This is a genomic window from Pseudoalteromonas sp. CR1 (assembly GCF_019392235.1).
In the GTDB taxonomy this organism is placed as follows: Bacteria; Pseudomonadota; Gammaproteobacteria; order Enterobacterales; family Alteromonadaceae; genus Pseudoalteromonas.
This window is the reverse complement of sequence record NZ_JAHXRM010000005.1, coordinates 150,093-171,320: the sequence shown is the minus strand read 5'-3', so window position 1 is coordinate 171,320 and position 21,228 is coordinate 150,093. Positions and strand designations below refer to the sequence as shown.

The following is a 21,228-nucleotide window of genomic DNA, read 5'->3' as shown; positions in this document are numbered from 1 at the left end:
ATGCAAAATTAGCGTGTTAACGCCAATATTTTGCAAATAATTGTGGATAGGCTTGTTTTAAAAATTTTGCTTTGTCTTTAAAGCGTTTGCCTGCGGGTTGTTCACCTGATGGCACGAAGGGAAGTTCATCTTCGTTGCGCTCTTCATATAATAAGCCGGCGATAAGGTCGTACTCGTCAATATATGGGTAAGGCTGTTCATTTAAGTGATAAACAGGTGTACATAATGCAATAGAGTCGGCATTAACAAGTGCATTATCAAACACGGCTTTGCCGCGTGAAATAAGCCAACATCTAAACTCACTAAAGCCGTATTCATCGTTACAGCCTGCCATAACAAATGCCGCGCCAAATAAATCCCAGGTAAAACACTTGCGCATGTTAATACCAAAAAATTTGTCAAAGGCAATAAGCTGCTCGTCAGTTAGAGCACCTAGTTTAGCTTTTAAATTCTCGCTGACACTTTCTGGGTCTAGACCTAAGTCGGGTGTAGTTACTAACTCCCAAAAAGCCTGTTCTGATAACGCTGCCATTATAAAATCTCTTTTACTCGGCCCACTTGGCCATCTTCTAATCTCACTTTTATACCATGCGGGTGGTTTGGCGATTTAGTTAATAAACGCTCAACTACGCCTTCGGTTAATGTTCCGCTGCGTTGGTCTTCTTTTAAAACGATATTAACTACAGTACCTGGTGATATTTGCGAACGAGAAGGAACAGCCATTATTTAAACCCTATATATAATTTTCTTAATTATACCGCCCAACAGCAGGCAAACCAACAAAACCCATTTTAATTAGCAAAAAACACAATATGTGACGGTTTTATCGGCAACTTAATACTCGCAAGTTGCGTAAGTATTATAGATTTAAGGTGTTCAATCTCAGAGTCAACGTTATTAAGCGCTATGGTGTCTTCAAAATAGCAGTTAACTTTTAAGGTGTTGGCTTCGTTATTTAAATCAACGGTGTGAGTAAGGTATGAAAAACCGGCCACTGAGTCTTTAATGGACTCACACGCTTTAGTCAGCGCAGCGCGTATTTGTTTATCTCGTTGCTTTTGTGTTTTAGTCATGAGGATAAATTATTTACTTTTTTCTGCTTGTTGTTTTTTAAATTCTTCGTAATTTGAGTCTTGCTCTTTAAGGCACTCATAATACTCTTTATCTGCTTTGTAATTGCACTCGTTAAGGCGAGCTGACTGCAATTGTTCAAAGCGTGCATCGGAACTACACCCAGCTAAAATAGGTAATCCGATTATAAAAACAGCCGCGGTTTTTAGTTTATTGATAACCATTAAATTTCCTTACACAATTGCGTTTAAAAAGACGTTAATTTATGACGATTATATTGTATATTAGCGCCATAAAAATCTTTGTATTTACAGGACCACTTATTATGATGTCGCAGTTACAAGCTTTGTTTCAGCGTATAGACAAAAGCAAGATATTTCAATCATTTGTTATAGCTGTCATTATTGTTTCTGCCCTAACTGTAGGCGCTCATACCTATAGTCTTCATCCTACGGTTGAGCTTGCTCTTAACTGGATGGATATTGGCATAACCGCATTCTTTTTAATTGAACTTATTATTCGCTTTGTTGCAAGTAAAGGCATAAAAGACTTCTTTTCGAAGGGATGGAATATATTCGACACCATTATTGTATTGGGTAGCTTGTACCCCGCCGCGGGCTCTACAATGCTAATAGCACGTTTACTGCGTATATTCAGAGTGCTTAGGTTAGTGTCGATGATCCCTGAGCTTCGATTACTCGTTAACTCGTTACTTAAAGCAATCCCACAAATGGGCTACATTGCACTGCTTATGTTTGTTATTTTTTATATTTACGCCGCTATGGGAAGTATGATGTTTGCCGACATTAACCCTGTGCTTTGGCAAGATGTGTCTATTTCAATGCTAACACTATTTAGAATAGCGACCTTTGAAGATTGGACCGACATAATGTACGAAACAATGGCGGTGTACGAGCTAAGCTGGATTTACTACCTGACCTTTATATTTTTAACCGCCTTTGTATTTTTAAACATGATGGTTGGCGCTATTTTAGAGGTAATGGGTGAAGAACACCGAAATGCACGAGAAGAGCAAGCTGATAACGACTCACTTCCTGCAACACAAGGGCAAGTTAACGAGTTACAAGCGCAAATAGCAGAGTTAAAAGCATTGCTGAGTAAAAAGTAACACTTTAAGCCCCACAAAATATGTTTGTGGGGCTTAAAACTCATTTAACCTGTTATTCATCTGATGTGTTTTCTATTGTTTCAAACGATATCACGTCGTCCACCTCCATTTTAAACGCGTCTAAAAACGCATTTTTTAATACTGATACCACTGCCTGAAACGTTGATATGTCGGTATTGTTTAATGTGCCGTCGATCGGTATACGCGCAGCAACTAACTCTGATTGAGCGTTCTCAAGTAAAGCACTGACAGCATCAATACTGCCTTCAAAAATAGCGGTTAACAGTCCGTCATCGTCTTTTTCTATATCTTCACGCCAAGAAAAAACACTCAAATTATACACGCCAGCTTTTGCATAACCGTTTAAAACATTGTTCTTTGCAGCAAGTTCCATTGCTCCATCTATTCCGCCCGCTTCAATATCAAACGGGGTATAGACTTTAAAAACAGTTTCGAGGTGTTTAACAGAAAAGCGCTGGACCTCTACATTAAAGTCAAAGTTTGCTTTTTCACTAAATGGATCTAATTTCCCCGTTAAAGAAAGTGCAGCTTCGCCCATTAAATCCCCCTCAACGTTCAAAGAAGTTACTAACGTTTTAGTTAGGTTTTGGGCATTGGTAATGTTTTTAATATCAGCATTAATATTTGAAATATAAGTAGGTTTATCACCCTCGCGGGTGGCATTAACTAATGAAACCTTACCGTTATCAATAATTAATGTATCAATTGAAAAAGGGACTAAATTATTAGCAAGCCCAATCCATGTTGTTTCGTTTTTAACTTGTTTGTTTTGCTCCATTTTATTAGGGGCTTTGTCGTAAACAACAATTTCAGGATGGGTAAATTGCATGTTAGTTACTAAATTCCCTTTTAAAAGTGCTGACCATGAAAGTGAAAAATTGAGTGTTGCAACACTAAGTAGCGGTTTAGGGGTTAAATTATCCTCTTTTGCATAAATTTTTATGCCGTCAATAGCATACGCACCGCGGTATAAATATAAATCTACGTCACCTACGTGGCCTGTAATTCCCTGCGTGTGTTTAATTTGTTGGTTAACATAATATTGAATAGCATGGGGCGCAGCAACGCGCAATAGTAATAAAAGCACAATGATTAAAACAAAAGTAGTAAACCATTTAGCTTGAGTAACCTTTGAAATTAACGCCATATAACCATCCTTATTTGTGTAATTATTAGCATGACGATGTGTAAAAACTACACAAAAATAAGCACAACTAAGCTGTTAAGTACTTAAATTACTAGGTGCACGCAAAATACTATTTTAACTTTGCAATGGCTATGCCACACAGACGGTTATTTAAAGGTCACAAAAAAGTGTGAAAGGAAGGAATAAAAACTAAAAAGGGTTAGCGCTATGCTAACCCTATAAAATAAATAAATTAAAAAACTGAAATTACTCAGCGTCTACAATGATACGAAGCATACGACGAAGGGGTTCTGCTGCGCCCCATAGAAGCTGATCACCCACGGTGAAAGCACTAATATATTTAGGCCCCATTGCAAGTTTACGAATACGCCCAACAGGGATGCTTAATGTGCCCGTTACTTTAACCGGTGTTAAATCGGTGGATGTAATGTCACGCTCGTTAGGAATAACTTTAACCCATTCGTTGTGCGAAGCTAATATTTCTTCTATTTTTTCAACGCTAATGTCTTCGCGTAATTTAATGGTCATTGCTTGGCTATGACAACGCATAGCACCAATGCGAACACATAAACCATCAATAGGGACAGGCTGATGGGTAGAACCTAAAATTTTGTTAGCTTCAACTTGTGCCTTCCACTCTTCTTTAGACTGACCACTTGGCATTGGCACATCAATCCATGGGATCAAGCTACCGGCTAATGGCACGCCAAATTGATCTTGTGGTAAGTCACTTGAAGCCATTTTTTCACTAACTATTTTATCAATTTCTAAAATAGCTGAACTTGGGTTATTTAATTGCTCGGCAACACTTGAATGAATAGAACCCATTTGTGCAATCAGCTCTTTCATGTTGCGTGCGCCCGCCCCCGAAGCCGCTTGGTAAGTCATTGGGCTAACCCATTCAATAAGGTCTTGCTCAAACAACCCACCTAAAGCAAGTAGCATTAACGATACCGTACAGTTACCGCCAACAAAGGTTTTAACGCCTTGCGCTAAGCCTTGAGTAATTACATCTTTATTTACAGGGTCGAGTACAATAATGCTGTCGTCGCTCATACGAAGTGCAGAAGCTGCATCTATCCAGTAACCATTCCAGCCCGACTCACGAAGTTTTGGGTAAACCGCTTTGGTATAACCGCCCCCTTGACAGGTAACTATAATGTCCATCTTTGCAAGTTCAGATACATTACTAGCATCAAGTAGCGGTTTTGCGTCACCGGATAAATCAGGACCAAGTTGACCGGCTTGTGAGGTGGTAAAAAAAGTGGTGTCTATGTTGGCAAAATCATTTTGCTTTTTCATACGCTCTAATAACACAGAGCCAACCATGCCACGCCAACCGACTAAACCTACTTTTTTCATTGTTTTTCCCACTGTTTTGTTCATAAAAAATGCCTTAATACATTAAAAATTAAATTCATTGCGTGAGATCTAATTTTCAAGTTAACAAACTAACACTGCTAGACGGCTAAAACTAGTGAATAAAATAGAACTTAAATATTTTTCATGCATCAATAAGGTATAAAAAAGCCCTGTATAAAATACAGGGCTATAAATAAACTATGTTTGAATCAATAAAGCTAAAAGTTAAAACTCGTAACTGTAGCTTAAGCTAAATTCGGTGCCAGTTTCTTGGCCCCAAAGTGTTAACCCTTCTTGCTCTATTTGCTTTTCTTGGCCTAAAATATTCTTCACTTTAAAATTAACCTTAGAGTTAAAGTTAGGAAAGTAAGAATAAACTAAATCAAGAGAATGGAACGACTTTTCTTCAGCATCTTCATTTCCACGCGTACCGGGTACGATAATACGCGGACCAAAAACGTTATAAATAACTGATGTTGAATGAAAACCATCACCTGAGTCGTAACCCATTTGTAAGTTAGCAACCCATTCAGAGTGGCCAACCAAACGGCGTTTATTATTAGTAACAATGTTTGATACAGTATCAGCCTCTAGCGCTTCTTTAAGCTGAGCTTCAAATAACGAATCGACATTATCTGAGTCATTTATACCTAAATTAACGCTTGAATCAGATAGCGTTACGTTACCCGACAAAAATGCAGACGACCAATCTTTATTAATAAAACCAAAGTCTGTTAAAAAGTCGACCTCAATACCTGAAAGTTTGCCCGATTGCGCATTCGCCGTAAGTAACTGCGGTGACGCACCACCAACACCTGCAAGCTCAACCATTTCAATTGGGTTTTCTATATCTTTATAGAATAAGGCAATCGATAGGTTGTTACCCGTTGGCATATACCATTCAAACCTAAAATCAACATTCGTTAATTCAGAGCTTTGTAAGCTAGGCGAACCACGAACCAAAAATTCAGTTAGCGGATCAACAAAGAACGAGGTACTTACATCACGCAAATCAGGACGGATTGTAGTTTCGCTCACGTTTAAACGAAACTGCATTTCTTCATCCATGATGTACGTAACAGCAAGCGATGGAAAAAAATTATTTTCGTTTATCGCAACGTCTTGAATTTCTTCAAGGGTATTTTCAAATAAATTGCTATGTGCCTGATACCCTACCGATACTTGCTTGAAATCTTCCCAGCGAGCACCGCCAGTAATACGCCACGTATTTTCAAAAAAGTAGTCAGCCATAAAGTAATAAGCATCTAACTTATGCGCTGCACTGTATTTGTCGCCGTCAGTTGTACCATCGTCAAAAATACCAGCGCCTGTGCTACTTGTATAAAAGGCGTCGTTTGATGTGTTTGCATCGGCAAAAATATCGCTAATGTTATTACCAAACGTAAACTCATCGCTTATACCACGGTGCGTTATGCCAAATTTAACATTGCTTGCATCTCGCGTTTTTTCTGAAAAATCTCCACCAATTTTTAGTTCAAGCTCGTAACCATCGCCATAAAAAGGTAACCCCATATTCCAACCAAACGTTTCTACGTCATCGTGAAGTACTTGGTATTCACGCGTAATATTGGTCGCAGCCACATCTTGAAGTTGCTCAGACTCAAATACGCCGTTATTAAAGTTTTGTTGAAAAACGACATCTAAGCCACCAGGTGCGTTTCGATTTGCGCGACTTAAACCACCATACCAATCAACAAATAAGTTATTTAAATCTGGAAAGTTATGCGTACCTTTTAGCTGAGAAGAAAACATTTCACGCTCTTCATAGCTGATATCAACACGACGAAGTTCAGTCTCACCTTCTTCGGTTTCATTGGCGTCGTAGTAGCTACGGTTACGAACACGATCGCTCATATCATGCAAAGCTATATTGGTTAACTCAAACTTATGATTTGAATTAAGTTCGTACCCTAAATTTAATGTACCGCTCCAACGAACATTTTGTTCAGTCGATGTACCATCGTAATATTGTGCAAAACATTTGTTCTCACAGCCCAAACTACCTAAGCTTGAACCACTTTGTTCTTGAACAACTTCCCACTCGTTGTCATAGGACACAGCACCAAGCACACCAAACGTACCTATTTCGCTTTCAAATCTATCGCCCACGGCAACAGAAAAGCTCATAGCTGGGTCAACATCTTCCTTGCTAATACCCACATTCCAATCAAGCGATTGAATCAGGTTTTTACGCTCATCTAGCGTAGAGTTAATATTACCTTCAAGGCCTACGTCGCTGGTAAGTGCATCAGTAAAAACACCTGATAAAGCTCGCGTACCATCATCGCGCCCCATCCAGTCATCATCACCACCTTCGTAAAAGTAACCCGTGTCACTATTTGATGTGTTGTACGCAGTACCTACTTGTACTTTAAATAAAAAGTCAGAAGGAATTGATTTAGTACGAATATTTACATTACCACCACCAAAGTGCGCTGGCATGTCGGGTGAAAAAGATTTTTGTACACTTAAGCTTTCGATTATTTCAGATGGAAATAAATCAAGAGGTACAACCGAGCGGGTAGGATCGGGACTTGGTACATACATGCTATTTAATTGTGTACTTGAGTAACGCTCACCTAAACCACGCACATATATAAATTTACCATCAACTAAGGTTAAGCCTGTAACACGGCGAAGAGCCGATGCTGCATCACCATCGCCGGTACGTGAAATTTGGTCGGCACCCATAATATCAGCAACAAACGCCTGATTTTGGCGTTCTTGCAGTACTGCACCTGCGCTCCCTTTGAGTCGTTGCCCTACTGCAACCACTTCTTCTATTTCTTGCTCTTGAATGTCGGCTTCTGCAGCAGCGGCAGTATTTACCGACCAACCAAATAGTGCAGCCAAAACGGCGCAATTTAATGTTGATAGGGCAAGTTTAGAGGGTTTATAAGAATTCATTTTTATACTCCGAAACAAAACAAGACATTAGCCGGGCTTTCGCCCGGCCTAAAGCGTTTAAGGTTAAAGACCTACTTTTACCCAACCCGCTGTCCAGTCTGTTTGTGCATCCATTGCACCAATGTAATCTACTTTATCAAAGTAACTATCTAAGCTAGACGAATCAAAACCAGCACCCAGTAATAATGACTCACTTGAAGGCATGTAACCGTTACTCGCTAGTGCAAGACTTGCAGCAGCTTGTACTGAGTTACCAGCTTGACCTAAGAACCAAGACTCAACATTGCCATCACCAATTGCTTGAGTACCAAAGTTGTTTGCTGTTTCACACGCAACCACTGAGTGAGTAATACTAAGTGAACCGTCTTCGGCACGTGGTGCTGAGTCTGAACCTACACGCAAACAGTTTGCGTAATCTGCGCCGCCGGTGACCACTACGTTTTTAAGTATGCCGGCAGTACCTGCACGTAAGCGAATACCGTTTACGCCTGCATCACCAATAATGGTTACATTAGAAATAGTAGGCATAGTAAGTGGTGATGCATCTGAATCAAATTCAGAGTTATCAGCTTCAATCGCGTTATCGCCCTCAGAGCCTGATTGCTTAATAAGTACGTATTGCGCTTTACCCGTCCAACCAAATGACCAATCTAGAGAATCGTCACCAATGTTTGTAAGCACTAAGTGGCTAATGTTTGCAGTACCACCGAAAAACTCTACGCCGTCGTCTAGGTTTTCATGAACGTGGATGTAATCTAGCTCTGTTTGGCTACCTACACCAGCCAGTGATATACCGTTAAGCTCATCACCGTTACCTAGCGTTTTGCCCGCTTGTTTTACAGCAACATACTTTAACGTACCTGAGTTATCTTCTGGGTCATTACCACCAAATTGGCCAGCATCACCTTCCGCAGATACACCACAATTTGCAAGTTCATCCGCAGTTGCTTCACCTTCTTGGTCGCCACAAGAGTTGGCCGGTGCGTTACCTAATAATACTAAGCCACCCCATTGACCAATTGTTGTTTCGCCACCCGTCACATCTTGAATAGACGTCATGGTAATTGGCTGCGTTGCTGTGCCTACCGCCTCAATTTTAGAACCACGACGAACAACTAAGAAGTCATCACCCGATTCACCAATTAATGTTGTACCAAACTGAACATACAATGTTGTGTTATCAGCGCGGTCATTACCCACAGCTGTACGTCCTTTTAAGATCCAATGCGCATCGTTTGTTAGTGTCACATCAGCGGTAAATACCACATCAGAATTTAACTGATAAACTGGCTTATCGGTAATAGCTGGGAAACTAGCAGACACATCTGTTGCAAGGCCTTGTTCTAATGCGTTTTGGATATCAGTTGGAAAGCTAGGTTTAATAGCAACGGTCCACCCTTCCATCCAGTTGTTATCGCCATCAAACGCACCAATGTAATCGGTTTTAGTGAAGAACGAATCAAGGTCAGAGGTATCAACACCTGCGCCTAGTAAAGGTGAACTAGACTTAGGTGTAAATCCATCTGTTGCTAAGCTTAAGCTTGCAGCGGTGAGTGTTTGGTTGCCCGTTTGGCCTTCAAACCACGATTGAACGTTGCCACCAGCAATCGCTTCGCTACCGAAGTTATTATCTTCATTACAGGCTACTACTGAGTTCTCAATAGAAAGCTCACCCGACTCTGCATTAGCTACCGAGTCAGAACCTACACGTAAACAGTTTGAATATCCATCTGGGCCAGTGATAACAACATTGCGAAGCACACCCGCTGTACCTGCACGTAAACGAACACCGTTAGTACCATCGGCACCTACAATAGTGACGTTAGAAATAAGTGGCTTAGTCAAAGGCGTTGCATTTGAATCAAACTCAGAGTTATCAGCTTCAATGGCGTTATCGCCCTCAACAGCACTTTGTTGAATGTAGATGTTTTGTGCACGACCTGTCCAACCAAACGACCAGTCAAATGCATCATCACCAATATCAGTCAGTACAATGTTACGTACATTAACGCTACCACCAAAGAACTCTACACCGTCATCTAGATTTTGATGAACCTGAATATATTCAACTTTAGTTTGTGAGCCCACGCCCGCAAACGAAATACCGTTTAGTTCATCACCATTACCTAGCGTTTTACCAGCATGTTTTACAACAATGTAACGAAGAACACCTGAGTTATCATCGCTGATATCACCACCAAACTGACCGGCATCACCTTCTGCCGATACACCACAGTTAGCGAGCTCTTCTGGTGTTGTTTCACCTTGCTGGTCGCCACATGAGTTAGCAGGTGCATTACCAAGTAATACTAAACCACCCCATTGACCAATATTTGTTTCACCACCCGTTACATCTTGAATAGATGTCATGGTAATAGGCGATGTTGCATTACCATTTGCGTTAATTTGCGAACCACGACGCACAACTAAAAAGTCATCACCTGTTTCACCAATTAGCGTAGTACCCGCTTGAACGTAAAGCGTTGTTTCATCTGCACGATCGTTACCTACCGCAGTTCGACCATTTAAAATCCAATGAGCATCGTTTGTAAGCGTTACATCGGCTGTAAATGTAGTATCTTCAGTTAATCGGTAAACAGGCTTATCGGTAATTTGTGGAAATTCACTGGATACATTAGTCGCTAAACCCTGCTCCAATGCATTTGAAATATCTGTTGGGAAGCCACCATTAATACCTACAGTCCATCCTTCCATCCAATTGGTTGTGCCATTAAATGCACCAATTTGTCCATTCGCAATAAGCGGTGAACCTGGAAGTGGTGTGTAACCATTATCGTCAAGCATTAAGTCTGCTGGAGTTAGTGTTTGGTTGCCGTCTTGCGCCTCAAACCACGATTTAACATCGCCGCCATTAATCGCTTCACTGCCAAAATTGTTAGCCGTTGTTTGACATGCAACAATTGAATTAGTAATAGTCAGTGTGCCGTCTTCTGCGCGAGGTACAGAGTCAGAGCCCACACGTAAACAATTTTCGTAAGTAGCGGGACCAGTTACGAATACATTGCTTAATGCGCCTGCAGTTCCTGCACGCAAGCGAATACCATTATTACCTTCTGCACCTACAATTGTTACATTAGATACTGTAGGCATAGTTAATGGTGTAGCGTTTGAATCAAACTCAGAGTTGTCAGCTTCAATTGCGTTATCACCCACGTTTGCAGCTTGCTGAATGTATACGTTTGTTGCAGAGCCTGTCCAACCGAACGACCAATCAAGTGAATCATCACCAATACTGGTTAATACAACATTACTTACATTAACTGTACCACCAAAAAACTCGATACCGTCATCAAGGTTTTCGTGTACTTGAATGTAATCAACTGTTGTAGCTGAACCGACACCAGCAAACGAAATACCGTTTAGCTCATCACCGTTACCTAATGTTTTACCCGCTTGCTTAACGATTAAATACTTTAATGTACCCGAATCATCGTCTGCAACATCGCCACCAAATTGACCTGCATCGCCTTCTGCAGACACACCACAGTTAGCAAGTTCATCTGCAGTTGCTTCACCTTCTTGGTCGCCACATGAATTGGCAGGTGCATTACCTAATAATACTAAACCACCCCATTGACCAATGGCTGTTTCGCCGCCTGTTACATCTTGAATTGAGGTCATTGTTATTGACTGGCTTACAGTACCAACCGACTCAAGTTGTGAACCACGACGAACAACTAAAAAGTCATCCCCTGATTCACCAATAATTGTTGTACCTTGCTGAATGTATAGCTTTGCGTTATCTGCACGGTCATTACCTACCGCTGTACGACCATTTAAAATCCAATGTGCATCATTTGTAAATGTTGCATCAGTAGTGAACGTTGTATCTGCTGTTAGACGATATACTGGCTTGTCTGTAATTGCCGGAAATTCGCTAGAAACATCAGTAGCTAAACCTTGAACAAATGCGTTATCAATAGTGGTAGGAAAACCAGTTGTGCCGTTTTGTGAGTCATCGCGAGATGACGTTTCACCGCCTGTGTCTGAGCCGCCTTCAACAACGTTTGTTATTGTATCGCCTTCATTAATTGTTGTGTCGCCTTCAGATACTACTAAGTCACCACCACAACCCGCTAAAGATACTGCAGTTGCAATCAAACTAACTTTGAATAAGTCAGATAATTTCATTGTTCACTCCGTTAAAGTATTTAATTATTTTGTTAGCGCTTTATAAAAACTCAAGTCACTTTAAAGCACTGAGTAATGCGCTAAGGTCACTTGAGTTATCAGCAGGGCTTACCTTACGGGAGCTATATGACACTGGAGTTACACTTTAATAAACATAACATGACAAAACTATATTATTAAAATTCAACAACTTAATTATAGAAACAATAAAAAAGCCGACTCAATTATTATTGAGTCGGCTTGCGTAGTGCGATTATGAAATAGGTATTACACACCAAAAATTTTGGCGTTTGGTTGTTTTAAATTTAAAGCAGCGCAGTTTTTAGGGTTTCTGCATGCACTTTTTCACGCTTTACATACTTGATCCACTGTTGTGCTAAACGTTGAGATTTTTTGTGTTTTTCAGCTTGTTCAAACGCTAATATAGACGCATCAAAATTTTGTAGGTTGTACTGCGCCATCCCTAAAGCAACAAATGCATTTGATTCAAAATCAAGGCCGCCTTTATCAAGGGCTTTACGAGCTGAATCAGCAGCATCGTCGTATTGCTCTATGTTTACGTAAACTTCAGCTAAACGTTGGTCATATTTACCATGCTCTGATAAATCAGCCGCCTTTACAAAATAAGTAATCGACTTTTCATCTTCTTTTGCTTGGATCATTGCTTCAGCGACAAACGCATAGTTTTTAGCTGATTGTTCGGCAATGCCTTTTTCAATTGCTTTACTCATTACTTGTGCCGCTTTATATGCAAGCCCATTGTATAAATAAACTTGTGCAAGTTGGCGTAAATCAGCTCTAGAAGTTAAAAAACCTTGTTGGTATGCTGCCTCGATGATGGCTAATTGTTTTTTCTCTTGCCCGGTTTCACCATACATACCTGAAAGTTGTACCCAATACTCTGGTTTGTCGTAAAGTTTAACCATACGTTCAAGTACTTCAACAACCTTATTGGTTTGATTTAATGAGTAAAACATTGCGCGTTGCAGCACAAGCCAGTTTTCTTTTGGCGTTTTGCCTTCGTCATCACTTAATGAGATAACTTTCGTTATATAGTTAAGCCCTTGCTTATAGTCTTTTAATTGATAATACGTTTGGGCGCGAAGTAAGTAATACCCTTCAGGGATTGGCTGAGTGTTAATTTCATCCCAACTATCTAAAAACGCAATAACCTTGTCGTAATCACTGTTTGCCATAGCCAATTGCGCCAAGCTAAAAGTGGTACTTAAACGTAATGTTTCAGGGATACCCTCTTCTGCTACTACTTTTTCGAAAGAAGCAATCGCTTTTGGTAAGTCGTTCTGATTGTAGTAAATAAACCCATAAAAATTATGCATCATGGCTATTTCGTATGAGTTCATACTTGAAGAACGTTCATTAATGCTATCTAGCGCTTCAAGTCCCGCTTTAATATCTCCGTCGTCTGCCAGTTTTTGTGCACGCGCTAATTGGCTGTACACTTTTTCACGTAGTGCAGGTACGCGTTTAGTTTTTTGCTGCTGCGCCGCTTGCGCACTTATAATAGATACGCCAGGTAACAACGTTAGTGCACTCGGTGTAACAATACTCATGCCTATCGCAGTGGTACAAAGTAGTGTTACTTTTAAAAATTGAGCTGTAGTTAGTAATTTCATAATCGCCTCACAGACTTTAAAAATTGGCTGTTATCCGCCAATTTGAAAAGATATTTTGTTCTGAACACCCGCCACTTCAACAGCTTCACCATTGACAACACGAGGTTTGTATTTAAATTTAAGGGCTGCATCCATTGCAGCTCGGTCAAATAACGACTCAGGCTCAGCTTTTAATACTTGAGGGTCGCGAACTGTGCCTTGCTTTGTAACAGTAAATTCAACAATTACATACCCTTCAATGCCACGTGATAAAGCACGACGCGGATAAACCGGAGCAACTTTTACAATAGGTAAGTATTCGCCATCACTGGTTTCCAGTGCTAAGCCACCCGCCAAATTAACATCGGCATCAACATTTGCGCCAAAATCAAAATTATTGGCGTTGGCATTGGCATCACTACTTTGCATTCGTGGCGACTCCATGGGTGGTGGTGGCTCTTTTGGCGTAGGTGGCTTTTGTGGTTTACGCTCTTTCTTTTGAACACTTTCTTCTTTTTTCAAACGAACAAAATCAAGTACATTACCTTTTGCAGGCTCACTCATAGCCCCTTCGCCGCCGGTTATAAGCGCTTGCATGCCCAAAAACAGCATAAACGTGACTACACCGGCTACTATTAATGCTACTAAATAACGCATTACTTACCCTTACGCTTCTTGAGCCGCAATTGAAACATCAAACACACCTGCAGCGCGTGCGGCATCCATTACTTTAATTAACGTATCGGTAGTCGCTTTTTTATCAGCTTGAATTACAACACTACCTTGTGGGTTTTCAGCTTTTAAGCGTTCAATATTCGCTTGCACAGCGCGAACATCTATTTGGCGTTTGTTAATCCAAATTTCACCTTTGTCTGAAATAGCAACTAAAATGTTGGCTCTTTCTTTTTTAACCGCAGTTGCAGCTTCTGGGCGGTTAACGTCAATGCCTGCTTCTTTTACAAACGATGCCGTTACAATAAAGAAAATAAGCATAATAAATACAACATCTAACATAGGCGTCATGTTTATTTCTTCTGCTTCGTCTTCTTGCATTAAGTTACCTAAAGGGGCTCTCATTTTTTATTCTCCTAATATGAGCGGGATTTATTTTGCCGCCCATAAAATTTATTTAGTGATCTAGCAACATGCTGTCTTCAAGTAGTTCTACTTCGCGTTTGGCTTTACGTTGTAAGTAGGTTGAGGCAAATACCCCAGATAACGCCCCGACCATGCCCGCCATTGTCGGAATTGTCGCTTTAGATACGCCTGACGCCATTGAACGTGCACTCCCTGTACCTGTAATAGCCATTACATCAAACACTTCTATCATGCCCGTTACTGTGCCAAGTAAGCCCAGCAGCGGACATAAAGCCACCATTACATTTATAAGCGCAAGGTTTGCATTCAAGCGCATACTTGCTCGCGAAATCATAGCCTGTCGTATTTGTTCCGCGTTCCAGCTATTGCGTTCGGTACGCGTTGACCATGTGCCTTTAACGCTGCTTTTATATCCACGAAAACCATTAAAAAAATATATAAATCGCTCGAGTATCAATAACCACATCGCGAAGATTAACACTCCAATGACCAAGAGGACTTGGCCACCGGTGTCGAGAAAATCACGGATAGCATTGATTGAGTCAATCAATAGCACCATGGTTTATTCTCCCTTCTCGCTTCGCTCTGCAATAATACCTGCGCTTTGCTCTTGTAAAATAAGCAATAAGCCTTTTGAACGTGTATTTAGTAATGTATAAATAAACACAGTTGGGATTGCGACAACTAAGCCAAGTACGGTCGTAACTAGTGCCTGAGAAATACCACCAGCCATTAGTTTAGGGTCGCCCGTACCAAATAATGTAATAGCTTGGAATGTGTTGATCATGCCCGTGACGGTACCTAGTAAGCCAAGCAGGGGGGCTACCACTGAGATGATTTTAATCAGCGTTAAGTTACGGGTAATTTTTGGCATTTCACGTAAAATTGCTTCACTTAATTTAAGCTCAAGCGTGTCGTACGCTACATTTGGGTAGTCGTCTTTTACTTTCATTACACGACCTAATGGGTTGTCGTCGCGAGCAACCGAATCCTTTAGCTGACGACGGATTTTTCCGCCAACAAGCAACAATGAAATAAAACGCTCAATAGCAATTAATAAAGCCAATAAGCCAACACCTAAAATAACATAACCAACTGCACCACCTTGGTGTACTTGTTCTGATGTATCAGGTGCTTGAACAAGTAAGCCTAAAATAGAACCGCCAGTTGGGTCTAATGCAAACGGTACAACACCGCTTTTGGCATTTTGTAAAACAGCAGCCGTAGAGGTATAACGAGATACTGGCTGACGAGTAAGCGCACTCAGTGTATTTGTCCCAGGGCTGTACTCTAAATATTGCCCCTCAGAAATTAAGTTAAACGCACCAACGCGTACAACTTCTTGCTCTGCTTTATTACCACCCTCTATAATAACGGTTGTATTAAAGCGACTTACTTTTCCTTGTTCAGTCATTTCACGTTGTAGCTCAAACCAAACTTTTTCAATATCTTCAATTGACGCTAGTTTAGACGTTGAACCCATTTTTTGAGCTAACTCATCCATAAAGTCACTACGACCCGGTAATTGAGCGGATACAACCGACGTTGCAAATTTATTGCTAGAGTCTCCAGCTACCTGCTGTAGAACACCAAATAATTCTTTAAGTGACCCCATACGTTTTGACAAGGTATCGGTTAAGTTAGCAAGTTTAACTTCATTTTCTTCAAATTGTGTTTCAAGTCGCTCTGATTCAACAAGCATTTGATTACGTTTAGCTTGTGTGTTTTTAAGCATTTGCACTTGTTCACTTTGACGAGACGCGAACTCTTGTTCACGTTGTTTGTTTTGCTCGCTTTGTGCAGACTTACCGCTCTCTAATGCTTTTAATAATGAATCTAGATCCATTGTTTCTGCCGCAGTGCTAACACCTGCAAAGCTAATGCTTGTTGCAAACAGCGCCACTTTTGTTATTTGAGTAAACAATTTCATTTTTAACCTCTTATTCTGCTGCATGTACTGGCAGAGTTAGCATGTCTGGGGCAAGTTGTTTACGCGCTATGCGTAAACCTTTATTTATTTGACTTATTGTTGAATCAGGTAAAGCTTCAAACGATTTGGTCTCTGTGTTGTAGCTACCAGCGTGTTTACCATCACGCGTTAGGTAAATCAGCTCTAATCGGCCAATGCGTAAAAAATCAACTTCACGCTCTTTACCGTTTACATCTAGCAATGCAGTGTAAGCTTCAATAGTGCGCCCGTAATCGACCTCTACCTGGTAAGCTTCAAGTACACGACGAAATTTTTCACTAGACGTAATGTCGGCACGGTCCATCATGGCTTTAAGTGATGCTAAACGCTTTGCGCGTTCGTCTTGTAAAAAAGGAATGTCTAATGATACAAATTGCTCAAGACCGGTGATCATTCGCATCATAAGCGGGGTAATTTGGCGCTCAATAATAGAAACCTGATCCATTGATAGGTTAAGCGATTCCATTTCTTCAATCTGATTATTAAGTTGTTTGGTTAACTGCGCGTTGTATACAGCTAAACCATCAATTTCTTTATTGAGTGTTTTAAACTGCTGTAAACGACCTTGCATTGAATCTGCAATCTTGTCTATTTTTGTTTGTGATTGCGCAGCTGATATATTTATTTCACTGCTTTTATCAATAACCTTGTCTAAATCGTTAGCGTGTACTGCTGCACTTGCGGCCACAATACCAGCTAAGATTAATGGTTTAACGCCTTTCATCGCATACACCTTTACTCGTTAATTAGCGGATTTGCTAGGTTGTATTTCAAACCAATAAACAGAGATTTATTGGTTTGAATAATTCAATGAAAGGAAGTTTATAGATAAAAGATGACAAGGATGTTGCGCAAAAAAGTCGCTTTTATGACAGCTGTCATAATTTGGTATTAAAGAGGTTTTGTAAATTAAAAATAAATAAACTAGCAGGCTGTTGAAGAGCGATTAATCAATAATGCTACTAATTTTGTCATAGGTACTTTGCCAATCTGTGTAATCAACCGCAATGGGGTAGTAGCTGTTGTTATGAATTAACACTAAAGAAGGAAAACCGTTAATAGGCAACGTTTTTATAAAATTAAGCTCGTCACTTAATTCATTATTTAATGATAATGACGCTAACTCATCTGCAAACGCAGTCTTTTCAAAACCGATTCCTTCAGCTAGTTCTACTAGCGTGATTTCATCTGATGGATTTTGCGCATTTAAATAGTAAGCATGCTGAATTGCTTCTATCATTTGTGCTTCTTTATTGGTTTTACGCGCGATAAGAGCTGCTCTACAAGCCGGATAAGTAGAACGACGAGGCTCGCAATTACGCCAAAAGTCATAATTAAACTCTGTGCCTAACTGCTTTTGTATTTTATGCCACGTTTCTTCAAGCATTGCTTTCATTGCTTTTTCCATGGGTTGCTGGCTATCGGGTGCTAAACCACCCACTTTATATTCAACAATAATCTTGTGCTCAAGCTGTTCTTTTAATTTTAGCCACGTAGGCGCATAGCCCCAACACCAGCTACACATTGGATCGTGTATATAAATTAACTTACTTTGAAACATAACAACTCCTAAGTAAAAGCTGAGACAACTTTATTTCGACCCGTTTCCTTTGCTTTATAAAGGCATCGATCGGCTTGTTTTAGCGCATCATTGTAGTCTGCTAGCTTATTAACTTGTGCTACACCTATGCTGCAGGTAAGTGCTACGTTTTTGCTGTCAACATTCAAAAGCGTTGTATTGGCGACACTTTCTCTAAAACTATTAGCAACTTTTTCAGCGGTTTCGATTGTTTCTTTAGGTAATATCACCACAAACTCTTCCCCACCATAACGCGCTTTTATTGAATCACGGCTAAATTGTGACTCTAACATTTTAGTAAATTCAATTAATACCGTATCACCACTGTCATGGCCATAGTTATCATTAATAGATTTAAAATGGTCTAAGTCCAAAAGTAAAATTGAGAACGGTAAATAATTATCCGGATTATCGCTAACCAGTTTAAAAAAATGAGATGTAACAAAGCGTCTGTTAGCAGCTCCTGTTAACTGATCGGTATACGCATCCTTTTTTTGTGCCAATGTGATTTCAGCAATAGACGCGTGACTTTTTTGCCTAAAAAATTCACCAATAAACGAAAACGTAAATACCAAACTAAACGAAGCCATAAAGCGTGATTTTTCAACAATGCCGTAATCGACTTGTCCAAAATTAGGACCATATAAAAGCGCTATACAGCAAAGGATCAGACTAAAACTTAGCCAAAACCCCAATCTTACTCCTAACGTTGCAAAAGTAACAACTGGGTAAAACATAAGCCAGTAAAGCGCCGTGTTTTCTTTCCCTCCCGTATATATCAGCGCAATACACATAATAAATATGATCGACATGGTCGTTATAGATACAACCTCTAGTTTACCTGTTTTAAAAAAGTAAACGGTACAGGCAATAATCGTCATATTAGCAACGAGCAAAGCGACACTGAGAATAGGTGCATACACATCATAATTAGCTAAAAGTAAAAAACCTAACACAACAATTGCGAAAGCTATCATTGCAAATAACGAAAATGCTTGACGCTGTCTGTCAGAATTGTAAACGCTATCTATGTTAATTAAATTGCGCCAGCTCGACTTACTCAAGGTTTCCTTTTCCATATTTATACTTTGAACTTTTTAACCATTTGTTCTAAATCACCGAATTGTTGCCTCAGTTTTGTGCATTCGTTTAGCGTATTATTTAGGTTGGTTTTACTTTGAATCGACAACTCGCTGATGGTTTGTATATCCGCATCAAGTGATTTAACAACTTGATTTTGCTCTTCTGTAGCGCCAGCAACAACATGATTGGCAGCGCTTATTTGTTTTATATCCTCTATTACTTGCTGCATTAATTCACCAACAGCATCCGCTTCTGACACGCTTTTTTCGCTGCCTTGCAAGCTTGTTTTCATTAACTCAACCGCCAAAGTTGACCCTTTTTGCAATTCTATAACTGTTTCTTCTATCTCTTGCGTTGATTCTTTGGTGCGATGAGCTAATTGTCGAACTTCATCTGCCACTACTGCAAAACCTCGACCTGCTTCACCTGCGCGAGCTGCTTCAATAGCCGCATTCAATGCAAGTAAGTTGGTTTGTTCACTCACGCCTTTAATCACTTCTAAAACATTACCAATGCTTTCTGTATGTGCATTTAAGCTATTAATAGTTTGTTGAGCTTGCTCTATATTGGCAGACAGTTCGTGAATCCCAGCAACGTTGTTACTTAATATTTCTTGATTTTGTGTCGAGTGTTGATTTGCATCTTTTGCAAGTGTTGATGCGTCAGACGCACTATTGAATATATCTGATGTCATCCCTGTAAATTGATTAATTGCAGCTGCAACGCTATCTGTTCGCATACTTTGATCGTCATACATAGCAAGTGATGAATGCGTTTGCGTTAGGAGGCTTGCTATAACACCATCAAGAAGGACAGTTGTATCTTTAACTTGCTCTATTGAAGATTGAATTTTTTCGATAAACACATTAAATGAATGACTTAACTCACCAAACTCATCGTCATTTTCTATTTCTAAACGACGTGTTAAATCGCCCTCTCCTTGAGAAATATCTTTAATAGCATCATTTAACCGATTCATTGGGCGCATTAAGTAACGAAGCAAAAATTGCATTAAAATTACAATGACTATCGTACCTACAATTAAATATATAAATGCTGTTTTACCAAAACTGGATACACTCTCAAATGCTTTGTGTTGATCTATAACAACCCCTAAATACCAATTTACATTTTCGATTCCACGGATTTTATTAAACGAAACCAATTTAGTTTCGCCTGCAATTTTATATTCAACAAACTCGCTACTCAGAGGTGGCTTAGTGCCAAAAAGCGCTGAAATATTTTTTAAATTAAAGCTGCTTTGCTGGTGGCTTAATATTTGACCGTTGTCATCGAGCAAAAAGCCGTAGCCTAACCCTAAGAAGTCAATGTCGTTAATAATGTCTGTGACCGTTTGCATGTCTATATCAGCGCCTGCAACCCCAACAAAGCGATCATTGTGGTTTATAGGCACAACGGCAGATATAGTTAGCTCATTGGTTGTTACGTCTATATAAGGAGTTGTAAAAGCGGTGTTGGTTTTATTTTCAACCAATTTATACCAGGGGCGCGACGTCGCATCAAAATCAGGAGGTAAAACTACTGTTTGGTCGTTTAAAATAAAATTACCGTTTGATTGGCCTATATAAGTATTTTTAAAGTCACCTGCTAATTCAGCCGTATTTAATTGAGAAAGCGTCAATGTGTTTGAATCAGATGGTTTGTGCGTTTGGGCAAACGCATTGACGATTGATAGTTTGGCATTTAGCCAGCTTGCAATGTTTTGCGACACTGACTCTGAGTTTTGTTGAAGCACCAAAGCAAGTTGCGTTTGTGTTTGGTTTTTTAAAGTGGTGTAGTTATTTACGGTAAATAAGCCTAACACCAAAACAAGTACTACTGACGCTGCTATTGTAACTTTTGTTGTGAACTTAAGTGCCCCAAACATAAATGCCCTTTATTTTTTAATTTTTAGCAGTTTAGTTTTAGCAAATATTGGGAGGATTGTCTTAGCAATTTTCGCTTTTTACGAAAATACCACTTAAAAACAATAAAAAAGGATTAGGTAAACTTGATTGTAAATTTTAAGTAATTAATTTTAGATAAGAACTCATTTTGGAATGTTCCAGTTAAAAG

Annotated in this window: 18 protein-coding genes; 1 reads left to right on the top strand and 17 read right to left on the bottom strand. The window is 39.8% G+C overall.

All coding sequences use genetic code 11. From position 1 onward, the window contains the following. Positions 1-16 precede the first annotated feature (16 nt). From KZZ04_RS06910 to KZZ04_RS06895, 4 genes are all read right to left on the bottom strand, one after another. Positions 17-532: a DUF4240 domain-containing protein gene (locus KZZ04_RS06910; RefSeq protein ID WP_219422242.1), complete on the bottom strand. Its 516-nt coding sequence runs from the start codon at positions 530-532 to the stop codon at positions 17-19. Further along, entirely contained in the window at positions 532-723 is a 192-nt protein-coding gene (locus KZZ04_RS06905; RefSeq protein ID WP_006793492.1) for a YwbE family protein, read from the bottom strand. The genes KZZ04_RS06910 and KZZ04_RS06905 overlap by 1 nt, the downstream gene beginning before the upstream one ends. A gap of 68 nt (positions 724-791) precedes the next feature. After that, positions 792-1,073: a hypothetical protein gene (locus KZZ04_RS06900; protein ID WP_058405326.1), complete on the bottom strand. Its 282-nt coding sequence runs from the start codon at positions 1,071-1,073 to the stop codon at positions 792-794. A 9-nt stretch (positions 1,074-1,082) separates the two neighbouring features. After that, positions 1,083-1,295, bottom strand: coding sequence for a hypothetical protein (locus tag KZZ04_RS06895; RefSeq protein ID WP_058405325.1), 213 nt, complete (start codon positions 1,293-1,295; stop codon positions 1,083-1,085). A gap of 101 nt (positions 1,296-1,396) precedes the next feature. Here KZZ04_RS06895 and KZZ04_RS06890 point away from each other — a divergent pair, with 101 nt between their 5' ends. Beyond that, positions 1,397-2,200, top strand: a complete 804-nt coding sequence (locus KZZ04_RS06890) for an ion transporter (RefSeq protein ID WP_219422261.1) — start codon at positions 1,397-1,399, stop codon at positions 2,198-2,200. 52 nt (positions 2,201-2,252) lie between these two features. Here KZZ04_RS06890 and KZZ04_RS06885 read toward each other — a convergent pair whose 3' ends face one another. The 13 genes from KZZ04_RS06885 to KZZ04_RS06825 form a co-directional block, all read right to left on the bottom strand. Beyond that, the gene (locus KZZ04_RS06885) at positions 2,253-3,368 is read right to left on the bottom strand and encodes a DUF748 domain-containing protein (protein WP_219422241.1); all 1,116 of its coding nucleotides are present in this window, start codon (positions 3,366-3,368) and stop codon (positions 2,253-2,255) included. Between the two features lie 246 nt (positions 3,369-3,614). After that, positions 3,615-4,754 (bottom strand): aspartate-semialdehyde dehydrogenase, encoded by a 1,140-nt coding sequence (gene asd, locus KZZ04_RS06880; protein ID WP_219422240.1) that lies wholly within the window; start codon positions 4,752-4,754, stop codon positions 3,615-3,617. 201 nt (positions 4,755-4,955) lie between these two features. Next, a complete protein-coding gene (locus tag KZZ04_RS06875; protein ID WP_219422239.1) occupies positions 4,956-7,658 on the bottom strand; it encodes a TonB-dependent receptor in 2,703 nt (900 codons plus the stop codon). 63 nt (positions 7,659-7,721) lie between these two features. Continuing rightward, complete coding sequence (locus tag KZZ04_RS06870) at positions 7,722-11,810, bottom strand: hypothetical protein (RefSeq protein WP_219422238.1); 4,089 nt, start codon at positions 11,808-11,810, stop codon at positions 7,722-7,724. Positions 11,811-12,115: 305 nt separating this feature from the next. Beyond that, positions 12,116-13,444: a CDC27 family protein gene (locus KZZ04_RS06865; protein WP_219422237.1), complete on the bottom strand. Its 1,329-nt coding sequence runs from the start codon at positions 13,442-13,444 to the stop codon at positions 12,116-12,118. A 30-nt stretch (positions 13,445-13,474) separates the two neighbouring features. After that, positions 13,475-14,080, bottom strand: coding sequence for an energy transducer TonB (locus KZZ04_RS06860; protein WP_219422236.1), 606 nt, complete (start codon positions 14,078-14,080; stop codon positions 13,475-13,477). Positions 14,081-14,089: 9 nt separating this feature from the next. Next, on the bottom strand, positions 14,090-14,500 hold the full coding sequence (locus KZZ04_RS06855) for a biopolymer transporter ExbD (RefSeq protein ID WP_006793481.1): 411 nt from the start codon (positions 14,498-14,500) through the stop codon (positions 14,090-14,092). A gap of 52 nt (positions 14,501-14,552) precedes the next feature. After that, the gene (locus KZZ04_RS06850) at positions 14,553-15,080 is read right to left on the bottom strand and encodes a MotA/TolQ/ExbB proton channel family protein (protein WP_138528197.1); all 528 of its coding nucleotides are present in this window, start codon (positions 15,078-15,080) and stop codon (positions 14,553-14,555) included. A gap of 3 nt (positions 15,081-15,083) precedes the next feature. Beyond that, the gene (locus tag KZZ04_RS06845) at positions 15,084-16,451 is read right to left on the bottom strand and encodes a MotA/TolQ/ExbB proton channel family protein (protein WP_219422235.1); all 1,368 of its coding nucleotides are present in this window, start codon (positions 16,449-16,451) and stop codon (positions 15,084-15,086) included. A 10-nt stretch (positions 16,452-16,461) separates the two neighbouring features. Beyond that, positions 16,462-17,214 carry a DUF3450 domain-containing protein gene (locus KZZ04_RS06840; protein WP_058405315.1) on the bottom strand — a complete coding sequence of 251 codons (753 nt, stop codon included), beginning with the start codon at positions 17,212-17,214 and terminating at the stop codon, positions 16,462-16,464. Between the two features lie 222 nt (positions 17,215-17,436). Next, on the bottom strand, positions 17,437-18,051 hold the full coding sequence (locus KZZ04_RS06835) for a DsbA family protein (RefSeq protein WP_058405314.1): 615 nt from the start codon (positions 18,049-18,051) through the stop codon (positions 17,437-17,439). A gap of 8 nt (positions 18,052-18,059) precedes the next feature. Then, positions 18,060-19,148 carry a GGDEF domain-containing protein gene (locus KZZ04_RS06830; RefSeq protein WP_219422234.1) on the bottom strand — a complete coding sequence of 363 codons (1,089 nt, stop codon included), beginning with the start codon at positions 19,146-19,148 and terminating at the stop codon, positions 18,060-18,062. Between the two features lie 2 nt (positions 19,149-19,150). Continuing rightward, on the bottom strand, positions 19,151-21,040 hold the full coding sequence (locus tag KZZ04_RS06825) for a methyl-accepting chemotaxis protein (protein ID WP_219422233.1): 1,890 nt from the start codon (positions 21,038-21,040) through the stop codon (positions 19,151-19,153). Between the last annotated feature and the right edge of the window lie 188 nt (positions 21,041-21,228).

Bases quoted from the DNA above. Each gene is read 5' to 3' on its own strand.
- KZZ04_RS06885 (WP_219422241.1), bottom strand. From the start codon at position 3,368: ATGGCGTTAATTTCAAAGGTTACTCAAGCTAAATGGTTTACTACTTTT.
- KZZ04_RS06850 (WP_138528197.1), bottom strand. From the start codon at position 15,080: ATGGTGCTATTGATTGACTCAATCAATGCTATCCGTGATTTTCTCGAC.
- KZZ04_RS06825 (WP_219422233.1), bottom strand. From the start codon at position 21,040: ATGTTTGGGGCACTTAAGTTCACAACAAAAGTTACAATAGCAGCGTCA.
- KZZ04_RS06845 (WP_219422235.1), bottom strand. From the start codon at position 16,451: ATGAAATTGTTTACTCAAATAACAAAAGTGGCGCTGTTTGCAACAAGC.
- KZZ04_RS06855 (WP_006793481.1), bottom strand. From the start codon at position 14,500: ATGAGAGCCCCTTTAGGTAACTTAATGCAAGAAGACGAAGCAGAAGAA.
- KZZ04_RS06840 (WP_058405315.1), bottom strand. From the start codon at position 17,214: ATGAAAGGCGTTAAACCATTAATCTTAGCTGGTATTGTGGCCGCAAGT.
- KZZ04_RS06910 (WP_219422242.1), bottom strand. From the start codon at position 532: ATGGCAGCGTTATCAGAACAGGCTTTTTGGGAGTTAGTAACTACACCC.
- KZZ04_RS06835 (WP_058405314.1), bottom strand. From the start codon at position 18,051: ATGTTTCAAAGTAAGTTAATTTATATACACGATCCAATGTGTAGCTGG.
- KZZ04_RS06860 (WP_219422236.1), bottom strand. From the start codon at position 14,080: ATGCGTTATTTAGTAGCATTAATAGTAGCCGGTGTAGTCACGTTTATG.
- KZZ04_RS06875 (WP_219422239.1), bottom strand. From the start codon at position 7,658: ATGAATTCTTATAAACCCTCTAAACTTGCCCTATCAACATTAAATTGC.
- KZZ04_RS06870 (WP_219422238.1), bottom strand. From the start codon at position 11,810: ATGAAATTATCTGACTTATTCAAAGTTAGTTTGATTGCAACTGCAGTA.
- KZZ04_RS06890 (WP_219422261.1), top strand. From the start codon at position 1,397: ATGATGTCGCAGTTACAAGCTTTGTTTCAGCGTATAGACAAAAGCAAG.
- KZZ04_RS06905 (WP_006793492.1), bottom strand. From the start codon at position 723: ATGGCTGTTCCTTCTCGTTCGCAAATATCACCAGGTACTGTAGTTAAT.
- KZZ04_RS06865 (WP_219422237.1), bottom strand. From the start codon at position 13,444: ATGAAATTACTAACTACAGCTCAATTTTTAAAAGTAACACTACTTTGT.
- KZZ04_RS06900 (WP_058405326.1), bottom strand. From the start codon at position 1,073: ATGACTAAAACACAAAAGCAACGAGATAAACAAATACGCGCTGCGCTG.
- KZZ04_RS06830 (WP_219422234.1), bottom strand. From the start codon at position 19,148: ATGGAAAAGGAAACCTTGAGTAAGTCGAGCTGGCGCAATTTAATTAAC.
- KZZ04_RS06895 (WP_058405325.1), bottom strand. From the start codon at position 1,295: ATGGTTATCAATAAACTAAAAACCGCGGCTGTTTTTATAATCGGATTA.
- asd (WP_219422240.1), bottom strand. From the start codon at position 4,754: ATGAACAAAACAGTGGGAAAAACAATGAAAAAAGTAGGTTTAGTCGGT.